Raw genomic sequence first — 22,493 nt, forward strand, 5'->3', positions numbered from 1 at the left:
GAACCGGTATGGACTACTGCGTGGGGGGACCGGACGGCGCGGCGCAGATCTGGACCGTCGCGCCCGGTATCGACACCGACGGTGACGGCGTCCTCGACGGGTACGGCACCGACATCGACGGCGACGGGTTGCTCGACGACGTGTTCGCCGACCGCGACGGGGATGACACCGCCGAACTCGCGATGATCGACGACGACGATGACGGCCTCGCCGAGTCGTGGTTCACCGACGACGGCACCGGAACGTGGTCGGTGGCCGCCGAGCGCGCAGCGCCGTTGCGTTGGCTGGGTCTCGATGGAGTCGAACATCCGGCCACCGAGTCCGCGGTCGACCTCGACGGTGACGGCGTGGTCGCCGAACGACTGGTCGACCACGACGGGGACGGGCTGGCCGATCGGGCGTTCGGCACCGGGCAGGCGTGGGTGGACACCGACGCCGACGGCCGCTGGGACGTGGTGCTCACCGACTCCGACGGCGACGGCCGCGCCGACAGCGCCGCCACCCCGTGACGCGAGCGCGCGTGTTCGTCGCCCGACACGCCGCCGTCGAGCAGCATTTCGGGCGCGCTCGGCGCTGTCGACCGCGCGTCGAACGTCAGCGACCCTTGCCCGGCGGTCCGGCGAACGCCTGCGCGATGCCCAGCCAGCGTTGCGCATCGGCGCCGACGGCCTCCACGTCGAGTGCCGCGCGGGGACGTCGTTGGGTGACCAGCATGCAGAAATGCTCGGCCGAGCCGACGACGCGCTGCTCGGCGTCCTCCGGCCCCCACGTCCATTCCGGTTCCGACGACCCTTGCGGCGCAGTCAGTTTCACGTGAAACGGTTGCTCCGGCGGGGTCAGCCCGTGCACCGTGAAGGCGAAGTCGCGGGTGCGCACACCGATATGGGCGATCGACCGCAGGCGCGCGGTCGGCACGCGGGTGACGCCGAGCGCGTCGGCGACGTCGAGGCCGTGCGCCCAGGTCTCCATCAGCCGCGCGGTCGCCATCGAGGCCGCGCCCATCGGCGGCCCGAACCACGGCAACTTGCGTCCCGGTGCCACGGCGGACAACGCGTCGTGCAGCGCGGAGCGCGCCGCGCGCCAGTCGGACAGCAGCCGCGCGGGCGGCAAGGCGGCCAGTTCCTCGGCGGCGGCGTCGACGAAGCCCGTCGGGTGACGGCCCGCGTCGGCGAGCACATCGGCGAAGGCGGCCTCGTCGGTGGCCGCGGTCAGCGCCACCCGATCGGTCCACAGCAGGTGTCCGATCTGGTGGGCGATCGTCCATCCGGGAGCCGGGGTGGCGGTTCCCCAGTCAGCTGCCGGTAGGTCGGCGACCAGCGCATCCAGCGAGGCGCTCTCGGCGCGGAGATCGGCGATCAGCGACTCCAACTCGGCCATGCGCCACATTATCCGCGCGCCGGCACCCTGCGAGGCACCGTTGCGCCGTCCGCGCGAGGGAGGGGTCCTAGCCTGGGAGGATGCTGACCGAACTGGTCGACCTGCCCGGCGGTTCGTTTCGGATGGGGTCGATCGATTTCTATCCGGAGGAGGCGCCGGTGCACACCGCGACGGTGGCGCCGTTCGCCATCGAGCGCCACCCGGTGACCAACGCCCAGTACGCGGACTTCGTCGCCGCCTCCGGATACGTCACCGTCGCCGAACGCGCGCTCGACCCGAAGAACTTCCCCGGGGTCCCGGCGGGCGATCTGCTGCCCGGCGCGTTGGTGTTCCGGCCCACCGAGGGGCCGGTGAATCTGCGCGACTGGCGTCAGTGGTGGACCTGGGTGCCGGGGGCCTGCTGGCGGTACCCGCAGGATCCCGACGCAGGGGTCTCGGCCGTCGACGACCGTCCCGACCACCCCGTGGTGCAGATCGCGTACCCGGATGCGGCCGCGTACGCCGAGTGGGCCGGCCGTCGGCTGCCCAGCGAGGCGCAGTGGGAGTTCGCTGCCCGTGCAGGATCTTCGGCTGCCTACGCCTGGGGCGACGAGGTCCAGCCGGACGGGCGGTTGATGGCCAACATCTGGCAGGGACGCTTCCCGTACCGCAACGAGGGTGCGGCGGGCTGGGTCGGCACCTCGCCCGTAGGTACGTTCCCGCCCAACGGATTCGGCCTGCACGACATGATCGGCAACGTCTGGGAGTGGACCACCACCCGCTATCTCGGCCACCATCGCCTCGACCAGCCGCAGCAGGGGTGCTGCCCGACGCCGGTCCGCGACGCCGACCCCGCCGTCAACCAGACCCTCAAGGGCGGCTCACATCTGTGCGCGCCGGAGTACTGCCATCGGTACCGGCCGGCGGCGCGCTCACCGCAGTCCCAGGACAGCGCCACCACCCACATCGGTTTCCGCTGCGTCGCCTGATATCGCGCGGTGGTCAACGCCGCCGAGCCGACGTGCGGCCCACACCGGCGTGCACGGCCAGACCGGCGAGATAGACCACGCTGCCCGCGAACACCAGCGCCGGTGCGTGCCCGTCGGGCGGGATGACTGCGGCGGCCCCGGCGATCGCGGCGATGAACGCGATCCAGAACACCGCGTCCTGGACGGTGAACACGTGGCCACGCAACGCGTCGTCGACGTCGATCTGCATGGCCGAATCCGCGCACAGCTTGACCACCTGGCCGAAAGCGCCGAGCAGGAACCCGCAGACCACCATCACGGGCAGCTGCAGACCGGCCGCGCACACCTGCACCGCGGCGGCGCACCCCAGCGCGGCGTTCGGCACGGCGTAGCGACCCCAACGGCGCACCAGCACCGGCGTGAGCAACGTGGCCAGGAACGAGCCGCCACCCGTCGCCGCAACGAACAGCACCGCCGTCCCGAGCCCGACGACGAGGGCGTCACCGCTGTGCCGGACGAGGACCAGCACGAGCAACGTGTTGATGCCGAAGACCATCCGATGGGCGGCCAGCCCACCGAGGGTGGCCGCGACGCTGCGTACCGTCCGCACCGTGCGCAAGCCGTGCGACCAGCCGGTCGCCACGGCGTACCCGACCGAGCCGTGCACCGCCCGGGTGCTGGCGTCGGGGCCCAGCAGGTGCGGTGGGAAGCGCCACGACAGCCATAGCGCCACCCCCACCGGCAGCGTCACCGAGAAGATCACGACCGCGGCCCCCGAGTTCCCGGAGCCGAACAGCCAGCGCGGCAGCAGCATGAAGTTCGCACCGAGGAACGCCGCCACCGCGCCGGTCGCCGCGGCCGCCGAGTTCATCGCGACCACCTGTGCGCGCGGCACCAGATGCGGCAACGCCGCCGACAGGCCGGACGAGACGAACCTGGTGAACCCGTTGGCCACCAGCGCGCCGATCAGGATCGGCACGTCGGCCACCCCGGCGGCCAGCAGCGTCCCCACCGCGACCACCAGCACGAGGCGGGCCGAGTTGGCGACGATGATCACCTGCCGGCGGTCCCACCGGTCCAGCAATGCCCCGGCGAAGGGCCCCAGCACCGAGTACGGCAGGAACAGCACCGCAAACGCGGTGGCGATGGCCCACGGCTCGGCGGCCCGTTCGGGGTTGAACAGGATCGCGCCGGCCAGCCCCGCCTGGAACAACCCGTCCCCGAACTGGCTGACCGCACGCAGGGCCAACAGCCGGCGGAAGTCCGGCAGCGCCCGCACCGAGCGCCACGCGGCGGCGACTCGTTGTCCGGGCACGGAGGTCACGTCCTCGAAGGTTGGGGCGGGCGGCCTACAGACGGATACCACCGACCACCCCTGACCCGAACCAGACTACAAATACCGACGATCGGACCGGCCGGATCGCCACCACGTCGCAGCGGTGGTGACATGATGGGAAACGTGGGGCAGCCAGAGGACCCGGAGGACTACGTCGCGCCTGCCGCGCACCGTGTACGCGCGGGCACCCTGCTGTTGGCCAACACCGATCTGCTCGAGCCGACCTTTCGGCGCAGCGTCATCTACGTCGTCGAACACAACGACGGTGGGACGCTCGGCGTGGTGCTCAATCGTCCCAGTGAGACCGCCGTCTACAACGTGCTGCCGCAGTGGGCCAAGCTCGCCACCAAACCCAAGACGATGTTCATCGGAGGACCGGTCAAGCGGGACGCCGCGCTGTGCCTGGCGGCGGTCCGCGTGGGACTGGACGCCCGCACCATCCCGGGCCTGCGCCACATCCAGGGCCGGATCGCGATGGTCGACCTCGACGGCGACCCGGATCTGATCGCCCCGGCGATCGAGGGCGTGCGGATCTTCGCCGGCTACTCCGGCTGGACCATCGGGCAACTCGAAGGCGAGATCGAACGCGACGACTGGATCGTGCTGTCGGCGCTGCCGTCAGACGTCCTGGTCGAGCCGAAGGTGGACCTGTGGGCGCGGATTCTGCGCCGCCAGCCCATGCCGTTGAGCATGCTGGCCACGCACCCGATCGACCTCAGCCGGAACTAGTTCCGCACGACAGCGTGCAGCTGGCGCACGCGGAGGTCCCGCACTCGGCCGACGACGCGGTGGCGGCCTGCCGGCGCGCGACCGACGCGGCGGCCTGCCAGCAGCCCGCGGCGACCGTACCGACAGCACCCAGGACACACACCGCGAGGATCACCGTGGACATCGGCGCATGCAGCGACAGGCTCGCCACGGCGCCGGCGGCGAGCATCACCGCGGCGGCCAACTGGGTGGGTGCGACCGCGCGTAACACCTGGTGGACATAGTCCCCGGTGGGGCGCCGGGTCAGCGACCAGACTCCCGACGCGGCCGCCACGGCGGCCCCGCACAGACACAACACGGCGGCGACCAGCATGGACAGCAGGATACGCGGTTCGGGTGGGGCCGCCGTCCCCCGGGCGCCAGGCTTCGCCCGGGGGACGACGTCGTCTATCCCTGCAGACCCAGGGCCTGGGCCGGGGTGGCGACCGCTGGGACGGCGGGGGCCGGTGCGGGGGGCAGGGGCGCGGGAGGCAGGGGTGCGCCGGGCGGCGGGGCGGCCGGCGCCGCGGACGGCAGCCCGACCTTGAAACCGTTGACGATCGCGTCGGTGGCGTCGGCGGCGGCGACGACCTGGTCGACGCTCGTCGTCACCGCCAGCGACACCAGGTAGTGCTCGGTGCCCGTGCCGGCGATGACGTGGCGGCGCGAGGTGTTCAACGTCATGTTGTTCTCGCGGTAGGTGCCCTCGATCAGCGCCGACGGCATGCCGCCGAAGTCGGCCAGCGACGCGTCGGTGGTGCGCCACGCCGGCAGCTGCTGGCTGTCGACGAAGCCGTGACTGATGGCTTCCTTCGGGTCGAACGCCCCGATGAGCTTGTAGACGACCACCTGAGCGTTCGACGAATACAGTCCGTTGCCGCCGACGCGGTCGGCGATCACCGCGAACGCGTCGGGCACGTTCGGATCGGGGATGTGCTGCCAGCCCCGCGGCATCGGCAGCACGATGTTCAGCGCGCGGAAGTCACGGCTGTGCTGCGGCTCCATCGTCACGCCCTTGGCGGCGAAGAACTCGGACAGCGTGCCGGACGTGGCCGGCGTGATCGTGCTCGGCGGCCGCGGCGGCACCGCCGGCGCGGTCACCCCCGCCGGAACCGCGGCGGCGCCGCCGGTGACCGGGGGTCGCTGCTCGATCATCGGAGCGGCGGCTGCCCCGGGAGTCACGGTGACGGTCTGGGTGATCGTGGCGGGAGCGGGAGCGGGGGCGGGCAGCACCGGTACCGGCGGCAGGGGCTGCGCGGTGGCCGTCGTCGAGGTGACCCCGAGCACACCGGCCACGCCGGCGGCACATGCCCCGACACCCCCAGCCAGAACCCGCCAGCGGCGGGCGATTTCGCTCATCGAGTGAACTCCTCCCATACCTTGCCGACCCGGTGAACCTGTGCGGCACAGGCGGTGCGGGCCCGTGCCAGGCGACGAATGTATCCACCCGGCGCGCACCCGAGCCAGGCCTGGAATCGAGCTGGAACCAACCGCTGACGCATCCGCAACGGAACCGAGACCAACCCGTGGCCGGCTGACCCCGAAACCGGTGCTTATACCCTGTTGGCGTGACCGAATCGCCCACCGTGCAGCCCGCCGACGCCCCCCGGTTCCGTTACACCGCGGACCTCGCCGGTGAGATCGAGCGTGACTGGCAGCAGCGCTGGGCCGACGAGGGCACCTTCCACGTCGCCAACCCGGTCGGCTCGCTGGCGCCGCAGGACGGCGGGACCGTGCCGGCGGACAAGATGTTCGTCCAGGACATGTTCCCGTACCCGTCGGGCGAGGGGCTGCACGTCGGTCATCCGCTGGGCTACATCGCCACCGACGTCTACGCCCGCTACTACCGGATGACCGGACGAAACGTGTTGCACGCATTGGGTTTCGACGCTTTCGGTCTGCCCGCCGAGCAGTACGCGATCCAGACCGGCACCCACCCGCGCACCCGCACCGAGGCCAACATCGTCAACTTCCGGCGCCAACTCGGCCGGTTGGGACTGGGCCACGACGCACGGCGCAGCTTCTCCACCACCGACGTCGACTACTACAAGTGGACCCAGTGGATCTTCCTGCAGATCTACAACGCCTGGTTCGATCCGCAGATCAACCGCGCCCGCCCGATCGACGAGCTGATCGCCGAGTTCGAGGCCGGCACCCGCACCCCCGCCGACGGTCGGGACTGGACGCAGATGTCGGCCGGGGAACGCGCCGACGTCATCGACTCGCACCGGCTGGTATACCTGGCCGACTCGATGGTCAACTGGTGCCCCGGCCTGGGCACCGTGCTGGCCAACGAAGAAGTCACCGCGGACGGCCGCAGCGAGCGCGGCAATTTCCCGGTGTTCCGGAAACGCCTGCGGCAGTGGATGATGCGGATCACCGCCTACTCCGACCGGTTGCTCGAGGACCTCGAGGTGCTGGACTGGCCGGACAAGGTCAAGACCATGCAGCGCAACTGGATCGGGCGGTCGACGGGCGCCTCGGTGCTGTTCGCCACCCACGCCGGGGACATCGAGGTGTTCACCACCCGCCCGGACACGCTGTTCGGCGCGACCTACATGGTGCTCGCACCCGAGCACCCGCTGGTCGACGATCTGGTCGCCGACGTTTGGCCCGACGGCGTGGACCCGCGGTGGACCTTCGACGCCGGCAGCCCGCGCGAGGCGGTGGCCGCCTACCGCGCCTCGATCGCGGCCAAATCCGATTTGGAGCGTCAGGAGAACAAGCAGAAGACCGGCGTCTTCCTGGGCGCGCATGCCACTAATCCGGCCAACGGGCAACAGGTTCCGGTGTTCATCGCCGACTACGTGCTGGCCGGTTACGGCACGGGCGCGATCATGGCGGTGCCGGGTGGTGACCAGCGTGACTGGGATTTCGCGACGGCGTTCGGCCTGCCGATCGTCGAAGTCGTTGCCGGCGGCGATGTCTCGGCCGAGGCGTACACCGGCGACGGTGTGCTGGTGAATTCCGGTTTCCTGGACGGCATGTCGGTGGTTGATGCGAAGGCCGCGATGACCGAGCGGCTGGTCGCCGACGGACGCGGACGTGAACGCGTGGAGTACAAGCTGCGGGACTGGCTGTTCGCCCGGCAGCGGTACTGGGGCGAGCCGTTCCCGATCGTCTACGACGCCGACGGGCGGGCCCACGCGCTGCCCGACGAGATGCTGCCGGTGGAGTTGCCCGACGTGCCGGACTACTCGCCGGTGCTGTTCGACCCCGACGACGCCGACAGCGTGCCCTCGCCGCCGCTGGCCAAGGCCACCGACTGGGTCGAGGTGCAACTCGATCTCGGTGACGGTCTGCAGACCTACATGCGCGACACCAACGTGATGCCGCAGTGGGCCGGCAGCTCCTGGTACGAGTTGCGTTACACCGACCCGCACAACGCCGAGGCCCTGTGCGCCAAGGAGAACGAGGCCTACTGGATGGGGCCCCGCCCGGCCGAGCACGGTCCGGACGACCCGGGCGGGGTGGACCTCTACGTCGGCGGTGTCGAGCACGCGGTGCTGCATCTGCTCTACAGCCGGTTCTGGCACAAGGTGCTGTTCGACCTCGGGCACGTCAGTTCGCGCGAACCGTACCGGCGCCTGGTCAACCAGGGCTACATCCAGGCGTTCGCGTACACGGATTCCCGCGGCGCCTATGTGCCCGCGGCCGAGGTCGTCGAACGGGACGGCAGGTTCTTCTGGCCCGGGCCCGACGGCGAGGTCGAGGTCGCCCAGGAGTTCGGCAAGATCGGCAAGAGCCTGAAGAACTCGGTGTCACCGGACGAGATCTGCGACAACTACGGCGCCGACACCCTGCGGGTCTACGAGATGTCGATGGGTCCGCTGGAGGCGTCGCGGCCGTGGGCGACCAAGGACGTCGTCGGCGCGCACCGGTTCCTGCAGCGGGTGTGGCGGCTGGTCGTCAGTGAAGAGACGGGCGAGTCCGTCGTCACCGACGACGCCGTCGACGAGGAGACCCTGCGCGTGCTGCACCGCACCATCGCCGGTGCCGCCGAGGACTACGCAGCGCTGCGCAACAACACCGCGGCGGCCAAGCTGATCGAGTACACCAACCACCTGACCAAGCAGTCGGTGACCGCCCGCGCCGCGCTGGAGCCGTTGGTCCTGATGGTCGCGCCGCTGGCGCCGCACCTGGCCGAGGAGCTGTGGCGACGGCTCGGTCACGACGCGTCGCTGGCGCACGGGCCGTTCCCGGTGGCCGACGAGCGCTACCTCGTCGACGACACCGTCGAGTACCCGGTGCAGGTCAACGGCAAGGTCCGCGGCCACATCGAGGTGCCCGCCGACGCGGACAAGGATGCTGTGCAAGCGGCGGCGCTGGCCGACGCCAAGGTGGTCGCGTTCCTCGACGGCAAGACCCCGAAAAAGGTCATCGTGGTGCCCGGCCGGTTGGTCAACCTGGTCCTGTAGGCCGGCGGTCTGACCGTTTGCCCTTGCAAGACTGCGGATAAGGCGTAAGTTTCGGGGTATCTCTGGCTGGTCCGCCGACGCCGCATGTCCAAGGAGCGCCCATGGCTGTCGAAACACCGATACCTCAGACTCTGCAGCCGCGCCGACCATTTCCCGCGCGTCTGGGCCCCAAGGGCAATCTGCTCTACAAGATGATCACGACGACCGATCACAAGCTGATCGGCATCATGTACGTCGTCACGTGCTTCGTGTTCTTCTTCATCGGCGGGCTGATGGCGCTGTTCATCCGCACCGAGCTGGGCTCGCCCGGCCTGCAGTTCGTGTCCAACGAGCAGTACAACCAGTTGTTCACCATGCACGGCACGGTGATGCTGCTGTTCTACGCCACCCCGATCGTGTTCGGGTTCGCCAACCTGGTGCTGCCGCTGCAGATCGGTGCGCCCGACGTCGCGTTCCCGCGGCTCAACGCGTTCTCCTACTGGCTGTTCCTGTTCGGTGCGCTGATCGCGATGGCCGGGTTCATCACCCCCGGCGGGGCCGCGGACTTCGGCTGGACCGGTTACGCGCCGCTGAGCAACGCCATCCACTCACCCGGCCCGGGAGGGGATCTGTGGATCATGGGCCTGGCCGTCGCCGGCCTCGGGACCATCCTCGGCGGCGTCAACATGATCACCACGGTGGTGTGTATGCGCGCGCCGGGCATGACGATGTTCCGGATGCCGATCTTCACCTGGAACATCCTGGTGACCTCACTGCTGGTGCTGTTGGTGTTCCCGATCCTGACCGCGGCCTTGTTCGGCCTGGCCGCCGACCGCCACCTCGGTGCCCACGTCTACGACCCGGCCAACGGTGGTGTGCTGTTGTGGCAGCACCTGTTCTGGTTCTTCGGTCATCCCGAGGTGTACATCATCGCGCTGCCGTTCTTCGGCATCGTCAGCGAGATCTTCCCGGTGTTCAGCCGTAAACCGATCTTCGGTTACACCACGCTGATCTACGCCACCCTTGGCATCGCGGCGCTGTCGATGGTGGTGTGGGCGCATCACATGTATGCCACGGGGGCGGTACTGCTGCCGTTCTTCTCGTTCACCACGTTCCTGATCGCGGTGCCCACCGGCATCAAGTTCTTCAACTGGCTCGGCACAATGTGGAAGGGGCAGTTGACCTTCGAGACACCGATGCTGTTCTCGGTCGGCTTCATCGCCACGTTCCTGCTCGGTGGTCTGTCGGGCGTGCTGCTGGCCAGCCCGCCGCTGGACTTCCACGTCCATGACTCGTATTTCGTGGTGGCGCACTTCCATTACGTGTTGTTCGGCACCATCGTGTTCGCGACCTACGCCGGAGTGTACTTCTGGTTCCCGAAGATGACCGGCCGCATGCTCGACGAACGGCTGGGCAAGCTGCACTTCTGGCTGACGTTCATCGGGTTCCACACCACGTTTTTGGTGCAGCACTGGCTCGGTGATGAGGGTATGCCGCGCCGCTACGCCGACTACCTGCCCAGCGACGGGTTCACCACACTGAACATCGTGTCGACCATCGGCGCGTTCATCCTGGGGCTGTCGACGCTGCCGTTCATCTGGAATGTGTTCAAGAGCTGGCGGTACGGCGAGCCGGTCACCGTGGATGATCCATGGGGCTACGGCAACTCGCTGGAATGGGCCACCAGCTGCCCGCCGCCGCGGCACAACTTCTACGACCTGCCGCGGATCCGTTCCGAGCGTCCGGCCTTCGAGCTGCACTACCCGCACATGGTCGAAAGGATGCGCGCCGAAGCGCACATCGGTCGGCACGCCACGGCAGGTGAGTCGCCGGAAGGGTTCGGGCCGCGCACCGAACCGGATCGCTGATCAGCGGGGCCGCAGAATCACCTCGTGGACGTGCCCGTCCGGCGGGGTGGCGATGGCCTCCGCGGTGGCGTGCGCGACGGTCTCCGGGCGCAGGAACTGCGCCGGATCGTAGTCCCGGCCCTCGTAGGCGATCAGGTCTTCCTGCATCTCGGTGGCGATCCGGCCGGGGTGGATCGAGGTCACCCGCAGGGCGGGTTCGTCATTGCGCAGTGAGTCGGCGAACGCGCGCAGCGCGAACTTGCTGGCCGAGTAGGACGCCAGCCCGGGGGAGGCGTTGATGCCCGAGCCGGAATTGATGAACACCACCTGACCTTCGGCGGCGCGCAGAGCCGGCAGCAGAGCCAGGGTCAGTGCCACCGCCCCGATGACATTGACCTCCATGGTGGCGCGCCACTGGTCGACCGTGGATTCGGCGACCCGGCCCGGGTAGGCGACCCCGGCGTTGTGCACCAGCACGTCGAGTTCGACGATGGGTTCGACGACGGTCTCGATGCTCTCGGTGTCGGCGAGATCGATCGGCCACGTGGTGGCCCCGTAGCGTTCGGCGACCTCGTCGAGCCGCCGTGACGGCCGTCCGGCCAGGAACAGTGTGTGGGTGGGTGCGAGCGCGTCGGCGAGTGCCTGGCCGAGCCCGCCGCCGGCTCCGGTGATCATCGCGGTCGGCATTCCGTGAGCCTACCGACCGGCTCACGGTGTCGGATTCGTGCGGCTCACGGTGTCTGATTCGTGCTCCGCTGGCGCGGCTCACGGTGCCGATTCGCGCCAGCCGTCGCATGATGAGAAGCGATGCCTCACGATCCGAGCTTCACCCCGACCCAATTGGCGGCCCGCGCCGCCTACCTGTTGCGCGGAAACGACCTCGGCACGATGACCACCGCGGCGCCGCTGCTGTACCCCCACATGTGGAGTTGGGACGCGGCGTTCGTGGCGATCGGCCTGGCGCCGCTGTCGGTGGAGCGCGCCGTCGTCGAGCTCGACACCCTGCTGTCGGCGCAGTGGCGCAACGGCATGATCCCGCACATCGTGTTCGCCAACGGGGTGGACGGCTACTTCCCGGGCCCGGCGCGTTGGGCCTGCGCCGCGCTGGCCGCCGATGCGCCGGCCGGCCGGCACACCTCGGGGATCACCCAGCCGCCCGTGCATGCGATCGCGGTGCAACGCATCCTCGACCACGCCCGCACCCGTGGCCGCTCGACCCGCGCGGTCGCCGAGGCGTTTCTGGACCGGCGCTGGAACGACCTCGTCCGGTGGCACCGCTGGCTCGCCGAGTGCCGCGACCAGTACGAGCACGGCCGCATCACGCTGTACCACGGCTGGGAATCGGGGATGGACAACTCGCCGCGGTGGGACAGCGCCTACGCCAACGTCGTTCCCGGCGTCGTGCCGGAATACCGGCGCGCGGACAACACGATCGTCACCGACGCCAGCCAGCGTCCCTCCGACGGAGAGTACGACCGATATCTGTGGCTGCTCGAGGAGATGAAGGCCGTCGGCTACGACGACGAGAAACTGGTCCACACAATGAGTTTCGCCGTCGAGGACGTCTTCGTCTCGGCGGTGTTCGCCGTGGCCTGCCAGGTGCTCGCCGAGATCGGGGAAGACCACAAACGTCCGCACGCCGACGTCAAGGATCTGTACGCATGGGCCGAGCGCTTCCGTGCCGGGGTCATCGCCACCACCGACCAACGTACCGGTGCGGCAAAGGATTTCGACGTACGGGCCGACGGTTGGATCGCCACCGAGACGGTGGCGCAGTTCGCGCCGCTGTTGTGCGGCGGTCTGCCGCACGACCGGGAACGCACACTGCTGCGGCTGCTGGAAGGCCCCCGGTTCTGCGGGCACCCCGACCTCGCGTATGCGGTGATCCCGTCGACATCACCGGTGTCACGGGACTTCCGGCCGCGCGAATACTGGCGGGGCCCGGTGTGGCCGGTGATGACGTGGCTGTTCTCGTGGTGCTTCGCCCGGCGCGGCTGGGCCGAACGGGCTTCGACGCTGCGGCGGGAAGGCCTGCGGCAGGCCAGCGACGGCAGTTTCGCCGAGTACTACGAACCGTTCACCGGGGAACCGCTGGGCAGCATGCAGCAGTCGTGGACTGCCGCTGCGGTGCTGGACTGGCTGGGGTGAAGCTATTCGGCGATGCGCTCGAGCGGGGCCATCGCCTTGGCCAGCGCGTCGCGTTCCTCGGCGCTGAGCTTGGTCAACAGCGACGCCAGGTGCGCGCGGCGCGACGCCAGTGCTTCCTCGTGTTGCTGCAGACCCAAGGGCGTGATCTCGACGAGCACGGCGCGCAGATCCGAGGGGTCCCGGGACCGCTTCACCAGGCCCAGCTTCTCCAGCCTCCGGATCGCGACGGTGGTGGTGGGTGTGCGGACCCGCTCGTGGGCGGCGAGCTCGGTCATCCGCATGGGGCCCTGGTCGAGCAGGGTCAGCAGGATCGACAGCTGCGCCAGTGTCAGATCGCCGGACGTGCTGGTTTTTCCGGTGTGGCGCAGCACGTGCAGCACCTTGGCCAGCACGCGTTGGAGCTCACCCGCGAGCTCGCTGACCTGCGCGTCTGTTTCCACCATAATCAGCCAGTCTAACCTGTGGGTGCCTGTCGTGTTCGGTGCTCGAACACCACCGACGGTTCTGGCACGAAATGGATGTCGGCACCGCGGAATCTACAACACTTGAGAAAGAAATCGACGTAACCGGTCGGTTTCGGCGCCCTCGAACACCTGCTCCGGCGGACCCGTCTCGACCACCTGGCCGTGGTCCATGAACACCACGGTGTCGGCGGTGGACCGCGCGAACCCCATCTCGTGGGTGACCACCACCATCGTCATCCCGTCCGCGCCCAGATCGGCGATCAGCGCCAGCACACCCTTGACCAGTTCGGGATCCAGCGCCGAGGTGGCCTCGTCGAAGAACATGACCTGCGGGGCCATGGCCAGCGCGCGGGCGATCGCCACCCGTTGCTGCTGGCCGCCCGACAACGTCGCCGGACGGGCATCGGCCTTGTGCCGCAGGCCCACGCGCTCGAGCTGGGCCATCCCGAGCTCGCGGGCTTCGTCGGCGCTGAGCCGCTTGAGTTTGCGCGGGGCCATGGTCACGTTGTCCAGGACCGTGCGATGCGGGAACAGTTGGAAGTGCTGGAACACCATCCCGATCCGCTGCCGCAGCTGATTGGGGTCGTCGGCCAGCACCGAACGGCCGTCGAGCAGGATGTCGCCGCGGTCGGGTTCGTAGAGGCGATTCAACGTGCGCAGCAATGTCGACTTGCCGGAGCCCGACGGCCCGATCACCGCGGTGCTCGTGCCCGCGGCGACGTCCAGGTCGACCCCGCGCAGGACCTTGTTCGTCCCGAACGCGAGATGGATGTCGGTGGCGGCCAACGACACCGGTTGCAGTTCCACCGATGCGGACATCAGTTCATCTCCTGGGCTTTGGACAAGACCAGCGGGTCATCGGGGTCTTCCTCGTCGGGCTGCCGGCCGTGCCGCAACCGGCTGTCGATGTAGTTGACCAGATGGGTCAGCGGGATGGTCAACATCAGGTAGAAGAGCCCCGCGGCCACCAGCGGGGACAGGTTCCCGGTCTGGGCGTTGAGATCGCGGCCGACCTGGAACAGCTCGCGCTGGTTGGCGACCAGACCCAGGAAGTACACCAGCGAGGAGGCCTTGAGCAGCGAGATGAACTGGTTCATCAGCGCGGGCAGGACTCGCCGCACACCCTGCGGCACCACCACCATCCGCATCGAGGTCGCGTAGCTGAAGCCCAGTGCGCGCGAGGCCTCGAGTTGCCCCGGATCGACGCTCTGGATGCCTGATCGGAAGATCTCCCCGACATAGGCCGCGGCCATCAGTCCCAGCGCGGCGATGCCCAGCGGGAACGGGTTGTTGCCGGTCAGGTGGCCGACGATGGGCCCGACGCCGAGCCCGATGAGCAGGATGATCACCACTTCGGGCAGTCCGCGGAAGATGTCGGTGTAGATCCGAGCGGGCCAGCGCAGCCAGCGCGAGCGGGAGATCCCGGCGATCGCGAGCACCATGCCCAGCACCAGGCCGATGATGCTCGCGGCGAACGTCAGGATCAGCGTGTTGGGCAGGCCCGTGGTCAGCAGGTCGGGGATGGCCTGCTTGTAGAGCTCCCAGTTCAGGAACGAGTCTTTGAGTTGCGCCAGAGTCGATTTCGGCTGCACGGGCGGAGCCGGGGCGGCCTGGTCCAGGTTGTCCTGCGCGATCGCGTTGAAGTCGGGCAGCTGCGGCAGGACAGCGGACTTCGAGCCCGGCTTCCAGCCCGGCGGGATGGCCCGCGGCACCCAGTCGGAGTACAGGCGCGCCCAGGTCCCGTCGGCGATGACCGCATCCAGACCGGCGTTGAGCGCGTCGATCAGCGGCTGGTTCTCCTTGGCCACCGCCCAGGCGATGAAGTTGTCCAGGCTGAACGTGTTCTCGATGATCTCGGCGGGATCGCCCGGCTGCACAGTGCCCTGCGCCTGTTGCGACGGCGCGACCCACGCGTCGATCTGCCGGGTCTTGAGGCTGGCGTAGACGGTGTTGTAGTCGGGGTACTTGACCGGCTCCAGGCCCAGGGTGTCGACGACGTAGGCCTCCTGCACGGTGCCCTGCACGACCCCGATGCGCTGACCATCTGCCAGCTGATCGAACCCGGTGATCGCCGAGCCCTGCGGGACGACGAGGGAGAAGTAGCCGAAGTCGTAGCCATTGGTGAAACCGACGGTGTTGCGTCGCGCGTCGGTGGTGGTGATCGACGACGAGCCGACGTCGAACCGGCGCGAGGCCACCTGCGCGAGCAGCCCGGAGAACTCGGTGCCGACGAAGTTGATCCGCAGCCCGAGCTTGTCGGCGACGGCCCGCAGCAGCTCGTTGTCGTAGCCGGTGAACTGGCCGGTCGAGTCGATGCAGATGCTCGGTGGTGCGTCGGACAGCGTGCCGACGGTCAGCACACCGGGCTGGCTGAGTCCGAGCGCGTTGATGTCGATCGACTCCAGCGGCACCACGGAGTCGGTGGTGTACTTGTCCGCCTCGGGGCCCGCCGACGCGGAGGCCAGGTTGGTGGGCAGCGGGCTCGCGCTCTCAAGGCCGGGCGGCGCGCACTGGTCGACGTCGGCGCGCGCCGGCGCCGCCCACGCGACGGCGGCGAGGATCGACACGATCAGCGTCCACAGCAGGGTCCGCAGCAGCCGGGGCTGCACCGGCAAGGTAGTCACCTCATGCAACGTAGCGGGCGACGGGGGTGGCGGTCAGCCGCGGCTGTCGCGCCAGCGGACCAACGCCTGCGCCGCCGAGAGGTCGTAGTCGGGTCCGTTGACGCCGACGGTCAAGAGCGTCACCCCGAGCCCGGCCAGGGCTTCGGCTTCAGCCACCATCGCCTCGGGGTCGCCTTCGGGGACCCCGGAGGACCGCTCGACCGCCGACGGGTCGCGGCCGACGTCGCCGCAGTGCCGGTCGAGTACCTCGGCCTTGCCGGGGTAGGTCTGGCGGTCGGTGAAGCCGTGCCAGATGTCGGCGTGCTCGGCGACCAGGCGCAGCGTCTTGCGCTCGCCCTGCCCGCCGATGAGCAGCGGGATGTCACGGGTCGGCGCCGGATTGAGCTTGGCCAACCGGTTCTTGATGCGCGGCAGGGCCTGCGCCAGGTCGTCGAGACGGCTTCCCGCCGTGCCGAATTCGTAGCCGTACTCGTCGTAGTCCTTCTGCTTCCAGCCCGAGCCGATGCCGAGGATCAGCCGGCCGTCGGAGATGTGGTCGACGGTGCGCGCCATGTCGGCGAGCAGTTCGGGGTTGCGGTAGGAGTTGCAGGTGACCAGCGCGCCGATCTCGATGCGGGAGGTCTGCTCGGCCCAGGCGGCCAGCATCGTCCAGCATTCGAAGTGGGCGCCGTCGGGGTCGCCGTAGAGCGGGAAGAAGTGGTCCCAGTTGAACGCGACGTCGACGCCGAGGTCTTCGCAGCGCCGGACGGCGTCGCGGATCTGCCCGTACTGCGGTGCGTGTTGGGGCTGGAGTTGCACGCCGATGCGGAGGGGCCGGTCAGAGGCAGAAGTCATGGTCTGTACCTTTCCCTGTCCGAGCAGACGCAAACTCCCCCGAAATTGCCCATAAAAGGGGGACTTTGCGTCTGCTCGCAAGGATGACCGGGTGGCGCGGCGGGGTGTCCAGCAAAGTTGCTGCGATTGGCGGCGGCGACGGGTTAAGGTGTTCCTCTCAATTGACGGAGGGGTAACACATGGCGGCACAGCGCGGCAGACACCGGCAGGAGCACCGATCGCAGGGGTTCGCTGTCCGGCGCTGGCTGCAACTGGGAGTGGCCTCGGCCGGTATGGGTGCGGCGTTGCTGGGCTATTCGGTGCTGGGCCCGCAGACCGGGACGGCGGCGGCCGACACCGGCAGCGACTCGTCGGTCTCACGGTCCGCTGACACCTCGCGCCCCGACCGCGACGACCGCCGCTCCGAACGCTCTGACGGCGCCGAGCGTGACACCGCGAACACCCCGGCGGTTGCTGACGACGGCGGCGCCGACCGCGGTTCTGCCGTCGACTCCGAGGACATCTCCGAGCGCGTGGCCACCGCCCTCGCCGAAGCGGACACCGACGCCGCCTCTGCCGCGACCCCGACGAAGGCGACCGCGACCAAGGCGACCCCGATCCGGGAACGTCGCGCCCATACGCGGACCGAGACATCCGACGCCACCCCCGCGGCGAAGACGACGTCGAATGTCGGAACGGTTGCCCCGCAGGCGCTTCCGCCGGAGGTCCAGGCCGCGATCGCCGAGGAGCCGGCGGGCACCGCGCGTCAGCAGCGGATCGCCAAGATCATCGACAACTGGACCAACCGTCGCCTGGCCTACATCGAGTCGCTGTCGGTGACCCCGGAACGCAAAGCGGAGCTGGAGGCCTCGATGTGGGCGACTCGGCGCGCGATCATGAACCAGACGCCGACCGTGGCGCCGGTCCAGATCACCGGCAAGCTCGACGGCCCGATCACCGGCACGCTGAACGCCGTCGACCCCGACGGCGACGCGATCCGGTATGTGATCACCGTGCGCCCGCGCGAGGGCACGGTCGTCATCAACGACGACGGCACCTACGAATACACCCCGAACGCGAACTTCGACGGCGTCGACGTCTTCCGGGTGGCCGCGCTCGACGGATTCCGGATCAACATCTTCGACGTCTTCCGCGGAACGGGCACCCGCACCAAGGAGACCGTCAATCAGCGCGCCATCACCTTCGCGTTCGACTACACCGAGGGTGCCGGTTACTGGACCGACCAGCGACGGGCAGAACTGCAACGCGTTGCCGACAACCTGACCGTGTACTTCGTGGTCGACCGCCCGGTCGAGCTGACCTTCGAGGTGACCGGTGACGAGAATCCCACGTCGAGCACCCTGGCGTGGGCGAACAGCGGTTACGCCAGCAATCGTGCCGGCTTCCGGCCGACCGTGGTGCAGCACAAGCTGCTCACCGGTCGCGACGCCAACGGCGCGACCGCCGACGGAAGGGTCAACTTCAACTTCGGTGTGGGTTGGGGATTCAACGGTGTGGTCGCCGCCGACCAGTACGACTTCGACTCCACCGCGATTCACGAGCTCCTGCACGCCATGGGCTTCATGTCGGGGATCGGTGCACCGGGCGACAACGAGGGCCGCGTGTGGCGCACGTTCGCCGACTTCGTCGTCGACCGCGACGGCCGGTCGCCGTTCACCTGGTCCTACCGCTGGAACAGCGCATTCGACGGAAACCTCGAGGGTGCCGACGGCGGGCTCTTCTTCGGCGGCAAGCACGCCGTCGCGGCCTACGGCGGTCTGGTGCCGCTCTACACGCCGGGTGAGTGGGAGTCCGGCAGCTCCATGAGCCACCTCGACGACGACACGTTCACCGGCGAGGACGAGCAACTGATGAACGCCAACTCCGGCAAGGGGCCCGGGGTTCGGGTCTTGAGCCCGATCGAGATCGGCATCCTGCGGGATCTGGGCTACACCGTGTTCCCGCTGCAGCCGGACTACCTGTGGGCGTTCGCCGGCCTGGTACTGCTGCGTCGCCGCCGCCCGAAGACGGACGCCGACGTCAGCCGTTGAGGATTCCGCGGAGCAACCGCACCAGCGCCACGGGCTGATCGCTCTGCACGGAGTGACCGGAGTCCTCGACGATGTGGACACCCTGGAAACCCGGTGCGGTGCGCGCGAATTCGGCGGCGTCGTCGTCGTTGACGAAGTGTGAGTTCGCTCCACGGATCAGGGTGGTCGGGGTGGCGAGCTTGGGGACGTCGTCCCACAGCCCCTCGAACCCGTCGCCCTTGCGGATGGTGTCGTAGCGCCACGTCCAGGTGCCGTCGTCGAGCCGCTTGGCATTGTGGAACACGCCGCGCCGCAACGATTCCCGGTCGCGGTGCGGAGCCGCGGCCACCGTCACCTCGAGCATCGCGGCGAAGCTCGGGAAGGTCCGGTCGCCCTGCACCAGGGCGACGGTGCCCTTCTGCTGGTCGGTCATCTCGGTGTGCCGCTGTGGTGCTGACGGCGTGACGTCCACCAGCACGAGTTCGCGGACGACGTCGGGTGCGGTGACGGCCACCCGCATCGCGGTGAGGCCACCGAGCGACATGCCCACGACGAGTTCGGCGTCGGGGGCCAGCTCGCGGAGGACCGGCTCCACGACGACGGCGTTGGGCTTGGGTCCGTAATCGCCGTCCTCGCGCCACGCGCTGCGGCCGTGGCCGGGCAGGTCGAGCGCCAGCGCCGGGACCCCCAGGCCCAGCACGACGGTGTCCCAGGTGTGGGCGTTCTGCCCGCCTCCGTGCAGGAAGACCACGCGGGGGGTCTCCTCGCCGAACTTCAGGGCACTGATGCCGCCGGTGTCGATCCGCTCCACGTGGGGCAACGGTCCGCTCACTCCGGCCTGGCGCGCGTTCTCCTTGAGGAAGATGAATTCGTCGAGGCTGGCCAGCTCGTCGTCGGTGTCGTCCATGGTGTGACAGTACCGACGCCGGTCCCGGGCGTGACGGGCGGAATCAGGCCGTGTCGGCGTAGTAGACGCGACGCGCGCGCACCGGGTAGCCGTTCTGCTCGGCCAACGATTTCAGTTGGCGCAGCGCGAAGGTGCGTCCGCGTCCCGCTTCGGGAACGTAGATCCCGGCCCACAGTCCCTCGGCGCGCGGCGACTCGTAGGCCTCCCGGGCGCACAGCCAGCGGCGCGGGCAGGACCGGCAGATGGCCTTGGCCTCGTCGTCGGCGGTGGTGGTCCACCGTTCCGGGTCGGTGGTGCACGCGCCGACCGGTGTCTCGTCCAACGGCAATACGTTCATCGGTTCGCTCCTCTGTACCGGGCGGCGTCGCGCGCCGCGATGCTGCAAAAACTAACGGACAAACCGTAGCGATGCAACAGTTTCTGCACGGATCTGCTTCGGTTGGACGAACAGCGCTGTTCGGTGGACTCGAATGCGTTATGGAGAACACGGCTGTGAACTGGCCTTTCACCACGGACGGTGACCGCTGGCGACCGGCCGGCGACTTCGATGAAACTGCCGCGTTGATGCGATGAGAAGCCGGGGCAAGGTGTAGCTTTGATACAGAACAAGCCACCCGAGACGTAGCGGGCGCGTGCGCGGTCGCTACCATGACGGCGCCGATCGACCGAGCAGACCGCTCCCTGTAAGCACGAGGTGTCCCGGCCAGATGACGAACGCGGAGCCGATCGACGGGTCGGCCACGGCGCCGGACCCTGCGATGGCCCGCGCCGGTGCCGCCGCGGCGGCCCGCCGCCGCGAGCTCAACATCAGTCAGCGCCGGTTGGCGGCCGAGGGCATCATCAACGCCGGCGCGCTGATCGCGTTCGAGAAGGGCCGCAGTTGGCCACGCCAGCGCACCCGAGCGCGGCTCGAAGAGGTGTTGCAGTGGCCGCCGGGCACGATCGATCGGTTGCGCCGCGGTGAGCCGGCGGCGCCGCCGCCCCCGCCGGCCTCGGCCGACAGCGACGAGATCTCGTTGCTGGCTCAAGCGGTCACCACCGCGGCGAACACTCTGCGCTCCACCGTGGCGTCGTTGCCCGGCACCGACGCCGACGATTTCACTCCTCGGGCCAACGCGGTCCTCGCGGATCTGCGGCAGCTGGAGGCGGTCGCCGCGCGCGCGGCACGGATCGGCAAGGTCACTCCGGTCCTGATCAAGGCCCTCGGTTCGGTTCGCAGCCTGTACGACGAACTGATGCTGCGCGCCGCCTCCGCGCCGCGTGCCACCCTCGGGCAGCGGCTCTATGCGGTCCGCCGCCGAGCCAACCTCACCATCGCCGAGATCGCGCAGGCCGCGGGCGTATCCGAGGACGCGATTCGGCAGGTTGAAGCCGACGGACCGGTCTCGGCCACCGACGCACGCGCGGTGGAGGCCCTCGTTCAGCAAATTGCGTGACTCCGGGCCCGCGCAGCGTTCCGGCGGCGCGGTCCAGTCCCGCGACGCATGGTGCAGATGGGACCGCCGAGGCGGCCGGTGTGCACCGTGAGTATCCCTTGTCACAGTGTGCCAATTTGCCGGTTAATTTAAAGACCTGCATAAACACCGCCTGAGGACTTGCTGAGACTTCGAAATGCGCGGTCGCGCGTAGCGAATTGTGGCGCCGAATTGCCGCTGATCAGGGGCTCGGGACGCTGGTAGTCTGCTGCGGGGAAGGGGTGGACCGGATGGATTTGATGGACCTTTTCGGGCAATCCGGCAAAGCTGCGTTACTCAGCGCGCCGGTCGCACCGGACATGCGTGGCGCCGACGGGCAGTCGTCGGGGTCCGCGATCCTGCGCGCCGGTCAGACCCTGCTTGCAGGCATGCGGTCGACAGCCGGATGGGGAGACCCCGATCAGGGGGACCAGTTCACCCGGGCTGTGTCGCACATGCAGATCGCCGGCCGGACGTTGGCGGGTGCGCGGCCGGGGGCCGACTGGGCCGGTGCGGCAGCGCAGGTCTACTCGGACGCCAACCAGGACCTGACCGGTCGCACCGAGTTGCTCGGAGCGCTCGATAACCGTGTCCGACAGGTGATCTCAGCTCAGGCGTACCGAATTTCCGGGCACCGCGAAACCCTGGCCCGGCAGTCGGACTTCCTGGCCGACGTCGGACATGCCACGCGCGCGCTGTCGGCGATCCCCGGAGTCGGTCCCGCCGCCCAGGCGTCGGTCGAGATGGCCGCCGTGACCAGTGCCGTTCAGCTGTCCGAACAGGACCTCCGGCTGCTCACCGACGAGGTATCCGACAATGCGGCGCAGCTCGACGCGCTCGCCGCACGGTATGACGATCTCGCGCCCGAGGACACCGCGCCCACACCGGATCCCGACGCAGCGCCCGGCAAAGAGCTCGCCGAATCCGATCGGGACGAGACGCCGCTCGCCGCTGGGCCGCCTGGACCGTCGCCGTCTGGTGCGCTGCCACCCGCGGCCGTCCCCGCCGGCGCCCCGCCCGAGGACCCGGTCGCGGGGATGACCGCGGCTTTTTCCGCGGTCGGCGGGATGATCGGTGCCGTGGTCGCGCCGCTGTCGGCTGCGCTGACCGGGACGTTGGGTACCGCTGTGCAGGCGTTGGGACCGCTGGCCGACGCCGGATCCGCGGCCGAAAGGTCCGACGAAGCGACGATCTCGGACCCAGCGGCTACGGCCGACCTCACCGAGCGCGACGAGGCCGAGCGCGACGAGGCGGATCGTGACGCAGCCGATCGCGACGACACCGACGAGTCCGCACGCGACGCGGAGGCGTCCGCCGACCCGGCGACCCCGAGCCCGCAGCGACCCCCGGTCACCCCCGACGACGCCCCCGCCCCCGCGGCGACCCGGCCCCCACGCTGATC

At 69.3% G+C, this 22,493-nt stretch carries 20 protein-coding genes; 9 read left to right on the forward strand and 11 right to left on the reverse strand.

The features are described 5' to 3' along the window. Positions 1–8: 8 nt before the first annotated feature. Complete coding sequence (locus tag ACAG25_RS04465; protein ID WP_370487089.1) at positions 9–509, forward strand: pullulanase; 501 nt, start codon at positions 9–11, stop codon at positions 507–509. Positions 510–594: 85 nt separating this feature from the next. Here the strand turns inward: ACAG25_RS04465 and ACAG25_RS04470 are convergent, their stop codons facing one another. Further along, positions 595–1,377 (reverse strand): TIGR03084 family metal-binding protein, encoded by a 783-nt coding sequence (locus tag ACAG25_RS04470; RefSeq protein ID WP_370487090.1) that lies wholly within the window; start codon positions 1,375–1,377, stop codon positions 595–597. Positions 1,378–1,457: 80 nt separating this feature from the next. Between ACAG25_RS04470 and ACAG25_RS04475 the strand changes: the two genes are divergently transcribed. Beyond that, complete coding sequence (locus ACAG25_RS04475) at positions 1,458–2,345, forward strand: formylglycine-generating enzyme family protein (protein ID WP_370487091.1); 888 nt, start codon at positions 1,458–1,460, stop codon at positions 2,343–2,345. Between the two features lie 13 nt (positions 2,346–2,358). Here the strand turns inward: ACAG25_RS04475 and ACAG25_RS04480 are convergent, their stop codons facing one another. Beyond that, positions 2,359–3,648 carry an MFS transporter gene (locus ACAG25_RS04480; RefSeq protein WP_370487092.1) on the reverse strand — a complete coding sequence of 430 codons (1,290 nt, stop codon included), beginning with the start codon at positions 3,646–3,648 and terminating at the stop codon, positions 2,359–2,361. Between the two features lie 126 nt (positions 3,649–3,774). Between ACAG25_RS04480 and ACAG25_RS04485 the strand changes: the two genes are divergently transcribed. Continuing rightward, complete coding sequence (locus ACAG25_RS04485; RefSeq protein ID WP_370487397.1) at positions 3,775–4,389, forward strand: YqgE/AlgH family protein; 615 nt, start codon at positions 3,775–3,777, stop codon at positions 4,387–4,389. On the opposite strand, the gene ACAG25_RS04490 is transcribed toward ACAG25_RS04485, so the two are convergent. Together ACAG25_RS04490 and ACAG25_RS04495 are read right to left on the reverse strand one after the other, a co-directional pair. Next, positions 4,376–4,741 (reverse strand): hypothetical protein, encoded by a 366-nt coding sequence (locus tag ACAG25_RS04490; RefSeq protein WP_370487093.1) that lies wholly within the window; start codon positions 4,739–4,741, stop codon positions 4,376–4,378. The genes ACAG25_RS04485 and ACAG25_RS04490 overlap by 14 nt on opposite strands. Positions 4,742–4,815: 74 nt before the next feature. Continuing rightward, a complete protein-coding gene (locus ACAG25_RS04495; protein ID WP_370487094.1) occupies positions 4,816–5,766 on the reverse strand; it encodes an LpqN/LpqT family lipoprotein in 951 nt (316 codons plus the stop codon). 209 nt (positions 5,767–5,975) lie between these two features. Here ACAG25_RS04495 and leuS point away from each other — a divergent pair, with 209 nt between their 5' ends. Both leuS and ctaD read left to right on the forward strand, forming a co-directional pair. After that, positions 5,976–8,825, forward strand: a complete 2,850-nt coding sequence (gene leuS / locus ACAG25_RS04500) for a leucine--tRNA ligase (protein WP_370487095.1) — start codon at positions 5,976–5,978, stop codon at positions 8,823–8,825. Between the two features lie 101 nt (positions 8,826–8,926). Then, a complete protein-coding gene (gene ctaD, locus ACAG25_RS04505; RefSeq protein ID WP_370487096.1) occupies positions 8,927–10,672 on the forward strand; it encodes a cytochrome c oxidase subunit I in 1,746 nt (581 codons plus the stop codon). Here the strand turns inward: ctaD and ACAG25_RS04510 are convergent, their stop codons facing one another. Beyond that, a complete protein-coding gene (locus ACAG25_RS04510) occupies positions 10,673–11,338 on the reverse strand; it encodes an SDR family oxidoreductase (RefSeq protein WP_370487097.1) in 666 nt (221 codons plus the stop codon). Positions 11,339–11,458: 120 nt separating this feature from the next. On the opposite strand from ACAG25_RS04510, the gene ACAG25_RS04515 reads away from it, so the two are divergent. Beyond that, the gene (locus tag ACAG25_RS04515; RefSeq protein WP_370487098.1) at positions 11,459–12,799 is read left to right on the forward strand and encodes an amylo-alpha-1,6-glucosidase; all 1,341 of its coding nucleotides are present in this window, start codon (positions 11,459–11,461) and stop codon (positions 12,797–12,799) included. 2 nt (positions 12,800–12,801) lie between these two features. Here the strand turns inward: ACAG25_RS04515 and ACAG25_RS04520 are convergent, their stop codons facing one another. From ACAG25_RS04520 to ACAG25_RS04535, 4 genes are all read right to left on the reverse strand, one after another. Further along, positions 12,802–13,242: a MarR family winged helix-turn-helix transcriptional regulator gene (locus ACAG25_RS04520; RefSeq protein ID WP_370487099.1), complete on the reverse strand. Its 441-nt coding sequence runs from the start codon at positions 13,240–13,242 to the stop codon at positions 12,802–12,804. A 93-nt stretch (positions 13,243–13,335) separates the two neighbouring features. After that, positions 13,336–14,082, reverse strand: a complete 747-nt coding sequence (locus ACAG25_RS04525) for an amino acid ABC transporter ATP-binding protein (RefSeq protein ID WP_370487100.1) — start codon at positions 14,080–14,082, stop codon at positions 13,336–13,338. Beyond that, positions 14,082–15,848: an ABC transporter substrate-binding protein/permease gene (locus tag ACAG25_RS04530; RefSeq protein ID WP_370487398.1), complete on the reverse strand. Its 1,767-nt coding sequence runs from the start codon at positions 15,846–15,848 to the stop codon at positions 14,082–14,084. Before ACAG25_RS04530 ends, ACAG25_RS04525 begins: the two co-directional genes overlap by 1 nt. Positions 15,849–15,920: 72 nt before the next feature. After that, positions 15,921–16,721 carry an LLM class F420-dependent oxidoreductase gene (locus ACAG25_RS04535; RefSeq protein ID WP_370487101.1) on the reverse strand — a complete coding sequence of 267 codons (801 nt, stop codon included), beginning with the start codon at positions 16,719–16,721 and terminating at the stop codon, positions 15,921–15,923. Between the two features lie 179 nt (positions 16,722–16,900). Here ACAG25_RS04535 and ACAG25_RS04540 point away from each other — a divergent pair, with 179 nt between their 5' ends. Continuing rightward, the gene (locus tag ACAG25_RS04540) at positions 16,901–18,751 is read left to right on the forward strand and encodes an Ig-like domain-containing protein (RefSeq protein ID WP_370487102.1); all 1,851 of its coding nucleotides are present in this window, start codon (positions 16,901–16,903) and stop codon (positions 18,749–18,751) included. On the opposite strand, the gene ACAG25_RS04545 is transcribed toward ACAG25_RS04540, so the two are convergent. After that, positions 18,741–19,637, reverse strand: a complete 897-nt coding sequence (locus tag ACAG25_RS04545; protein ID WP_370487103.1) for an alpha/beta fold hydrolase — start codon at positions 19,635–19,637, stop codon at positions 18,741–18,743. The two genes, ACAG25_RS04540 and ACAG25_RS04545, sit on opposite strands and share 11 nt — an antisense overlap. Positions 19,638–19,680: 43 nt before the next feature. Then, entirely contained in the window at positions 19,681–19,974 is a 294-nt protein-coding gene (locus ACAG25_RS04550) for a WhiB family transcriptional regulator (protein ID WP_370487104.1), read from the reverse strand. A 370-nt stretch (positions 19,975–20,344) separates the two neighbouring features. Between ACAG25_RS04550 and ACAG25_RS04555 the strand changes: the two genes are divergently transcribed. Both ACAG25_RS04555 and ACAG25_RS04560 read left to right on the forward strand, forming a co-directional pair. After that, positions 20,345–21,073, forward strand: a complete 729-nt coding sequence (locus ACAG25_RS04555; RefSeq protein WP_370487105.1) for a helix-turn-helix domain-containing protein — start codon at positions 20,345–20,347, stop codon at positions 21,071–21,073. 269 nt (positions 21,074–21,342) lie between these two features. Continuing rightward, positions 21,343–22,491, forward strand: coding sequence for an EspA/EspE family type VII secretion system effector (locus ACAG25_RS04560; RefSeq protein WP_370487106.1), 1,149 nt, complete (start codon positions 21,343–21,345; stop codon positions 22,489–22,491). Positions 22,492–22,493 lie beyond the last annotated feature (2 nt).

The sequence above is a fragment of the Mycobacterium sp. pV006 genome, assembly GCF_041287115.1.
In the GTDB taxonomy this organism is placed as follows: Bacteria; Actinomycetota; Actinomycetes; order Mycobacteriales; family Mycobacteriaceae; genus Mycobacterium.

Bases quoted from the DNA above. Each gene is read 5' to 3' on its own strand.
- ACAG25_RS04465 (WP_370487089.1), top strand. From the start codon at position 9: ATGGACTACTGCGTGGGGGGACCGGACGGCGCGGCGCAGATCTGGACC.
- ACAG25_RS04470 (WP_370487090.1), bottom strand. From the start codon at position 1,377: ATGGCCGAGTTGGAGTCGCTGATCGCCGATCTCCGCGCCGAGAGCGCC.
- ACAG25_RS04475 (WP_370487091.1), top strand. From the start codon at position 1,458: ATGCTGACCGAACTGGTCGACCTGCCCGGCGGTTCGTTTCGGATGGGG.
- ACAG25_RS04485 (WP_370487397.1), top strand. From the start codon at position 3,775: ATGGGAAACGTGGGGCAGCCAGAGGACCCGGAGGACTACGTCGCGCCT.
- ACAG25_RS04490 (WP_370487093.1), bottom strand. From the start codon at position 4,741: ATGCTGGTCGCCGCCGTGTTGTGTCTGTGCGGGGCCGCCGTGGCGGCC.
- ACAG25_RS04495 (WP_370487094.1), bottom strand. From the start codon at position 5,766: ATGAGCGAAATCGCCCGCCGCTGGCGGGTTCTGGCTGGGGGTGTCGGG.
- ctaD (WP_370487096.1), top strand. From the start codon at position 8,927: ATGGCTGTCGAAACACCGATACCTCAGACTCTGCAGCCGCGCCGACCA.
- ACAG25_RS04510 (WP_370487097.1), bottom strand. From the start codon at position 11,338: ATGCCGACCGCGATGATCACCGGAGCCGGCGGCGGGCTCGGCCAGGCA.
- ACAG25_RS04515 (WP_370487098.1), top strand. From the start codon at position 11,459: ATGCCTCACGATCCGAGCTTCACCCCGACCCAATTGGCGGCCCGCGCC.
- ACAG25_RS04520 (WP_370487099.1), bottom strand. From the start codon at position 13,242: ATGGTGGAAACAGACGCGCAGGTCAGCGAGCTCGCGGGTGAGCTCCAA.
- ACAG25_RS04525 (WP_370487100.1), bottom strand. From the start codon at position 14,082: ATGTCCGCATCGGTGGAACTGCAACCGGTGTCGTTGGCCGCCACCGAC.
- ACAG25_RS04535 (WP_370487101.1), bottom strand. From the start codon at position 16,721: ATGACTTCTGCCTCTGACCGGCCCCTCCGCATCGGCGTGCAACTCCAG.
- ACAG25_RS04540 (WP_370487102.1), top strand. From the start codon at position 16,901: ATGGCGGCACAGCGCGGCAGACACCGGCAGGAGCACCGATCGCAGGGG.
- ACAG25_RS04545 (WP_370487103.1), bottom strand. From the start codon at position 19,637: ATGGACGACACCGACGACGAGCTGGCCAGCCTCGACGAATTCATCTTC.
- ACAG25_RS04550 (WP_370487104.1), bottom strand. From the start codon at position 19,974: ATGAACGTATTGCCGTTGGACGAGACACCGGTCGGCGCGTGCACCACC.
- ACAG25_RS04555 (WP_370487105.1), top strand. From the start codon at position 20,345: ATGACGAACGCGGAGCCGATCGACGGGTCGGCCACGGCGCCGGACCCT.
- ACAG25_RS04560 (WP_370487106.1), top strand. From the start codon at position 21,343: ATGGATTTGATGGACCTTTTCGGGCAATCCGGCAAAGCTGCGTTACTC.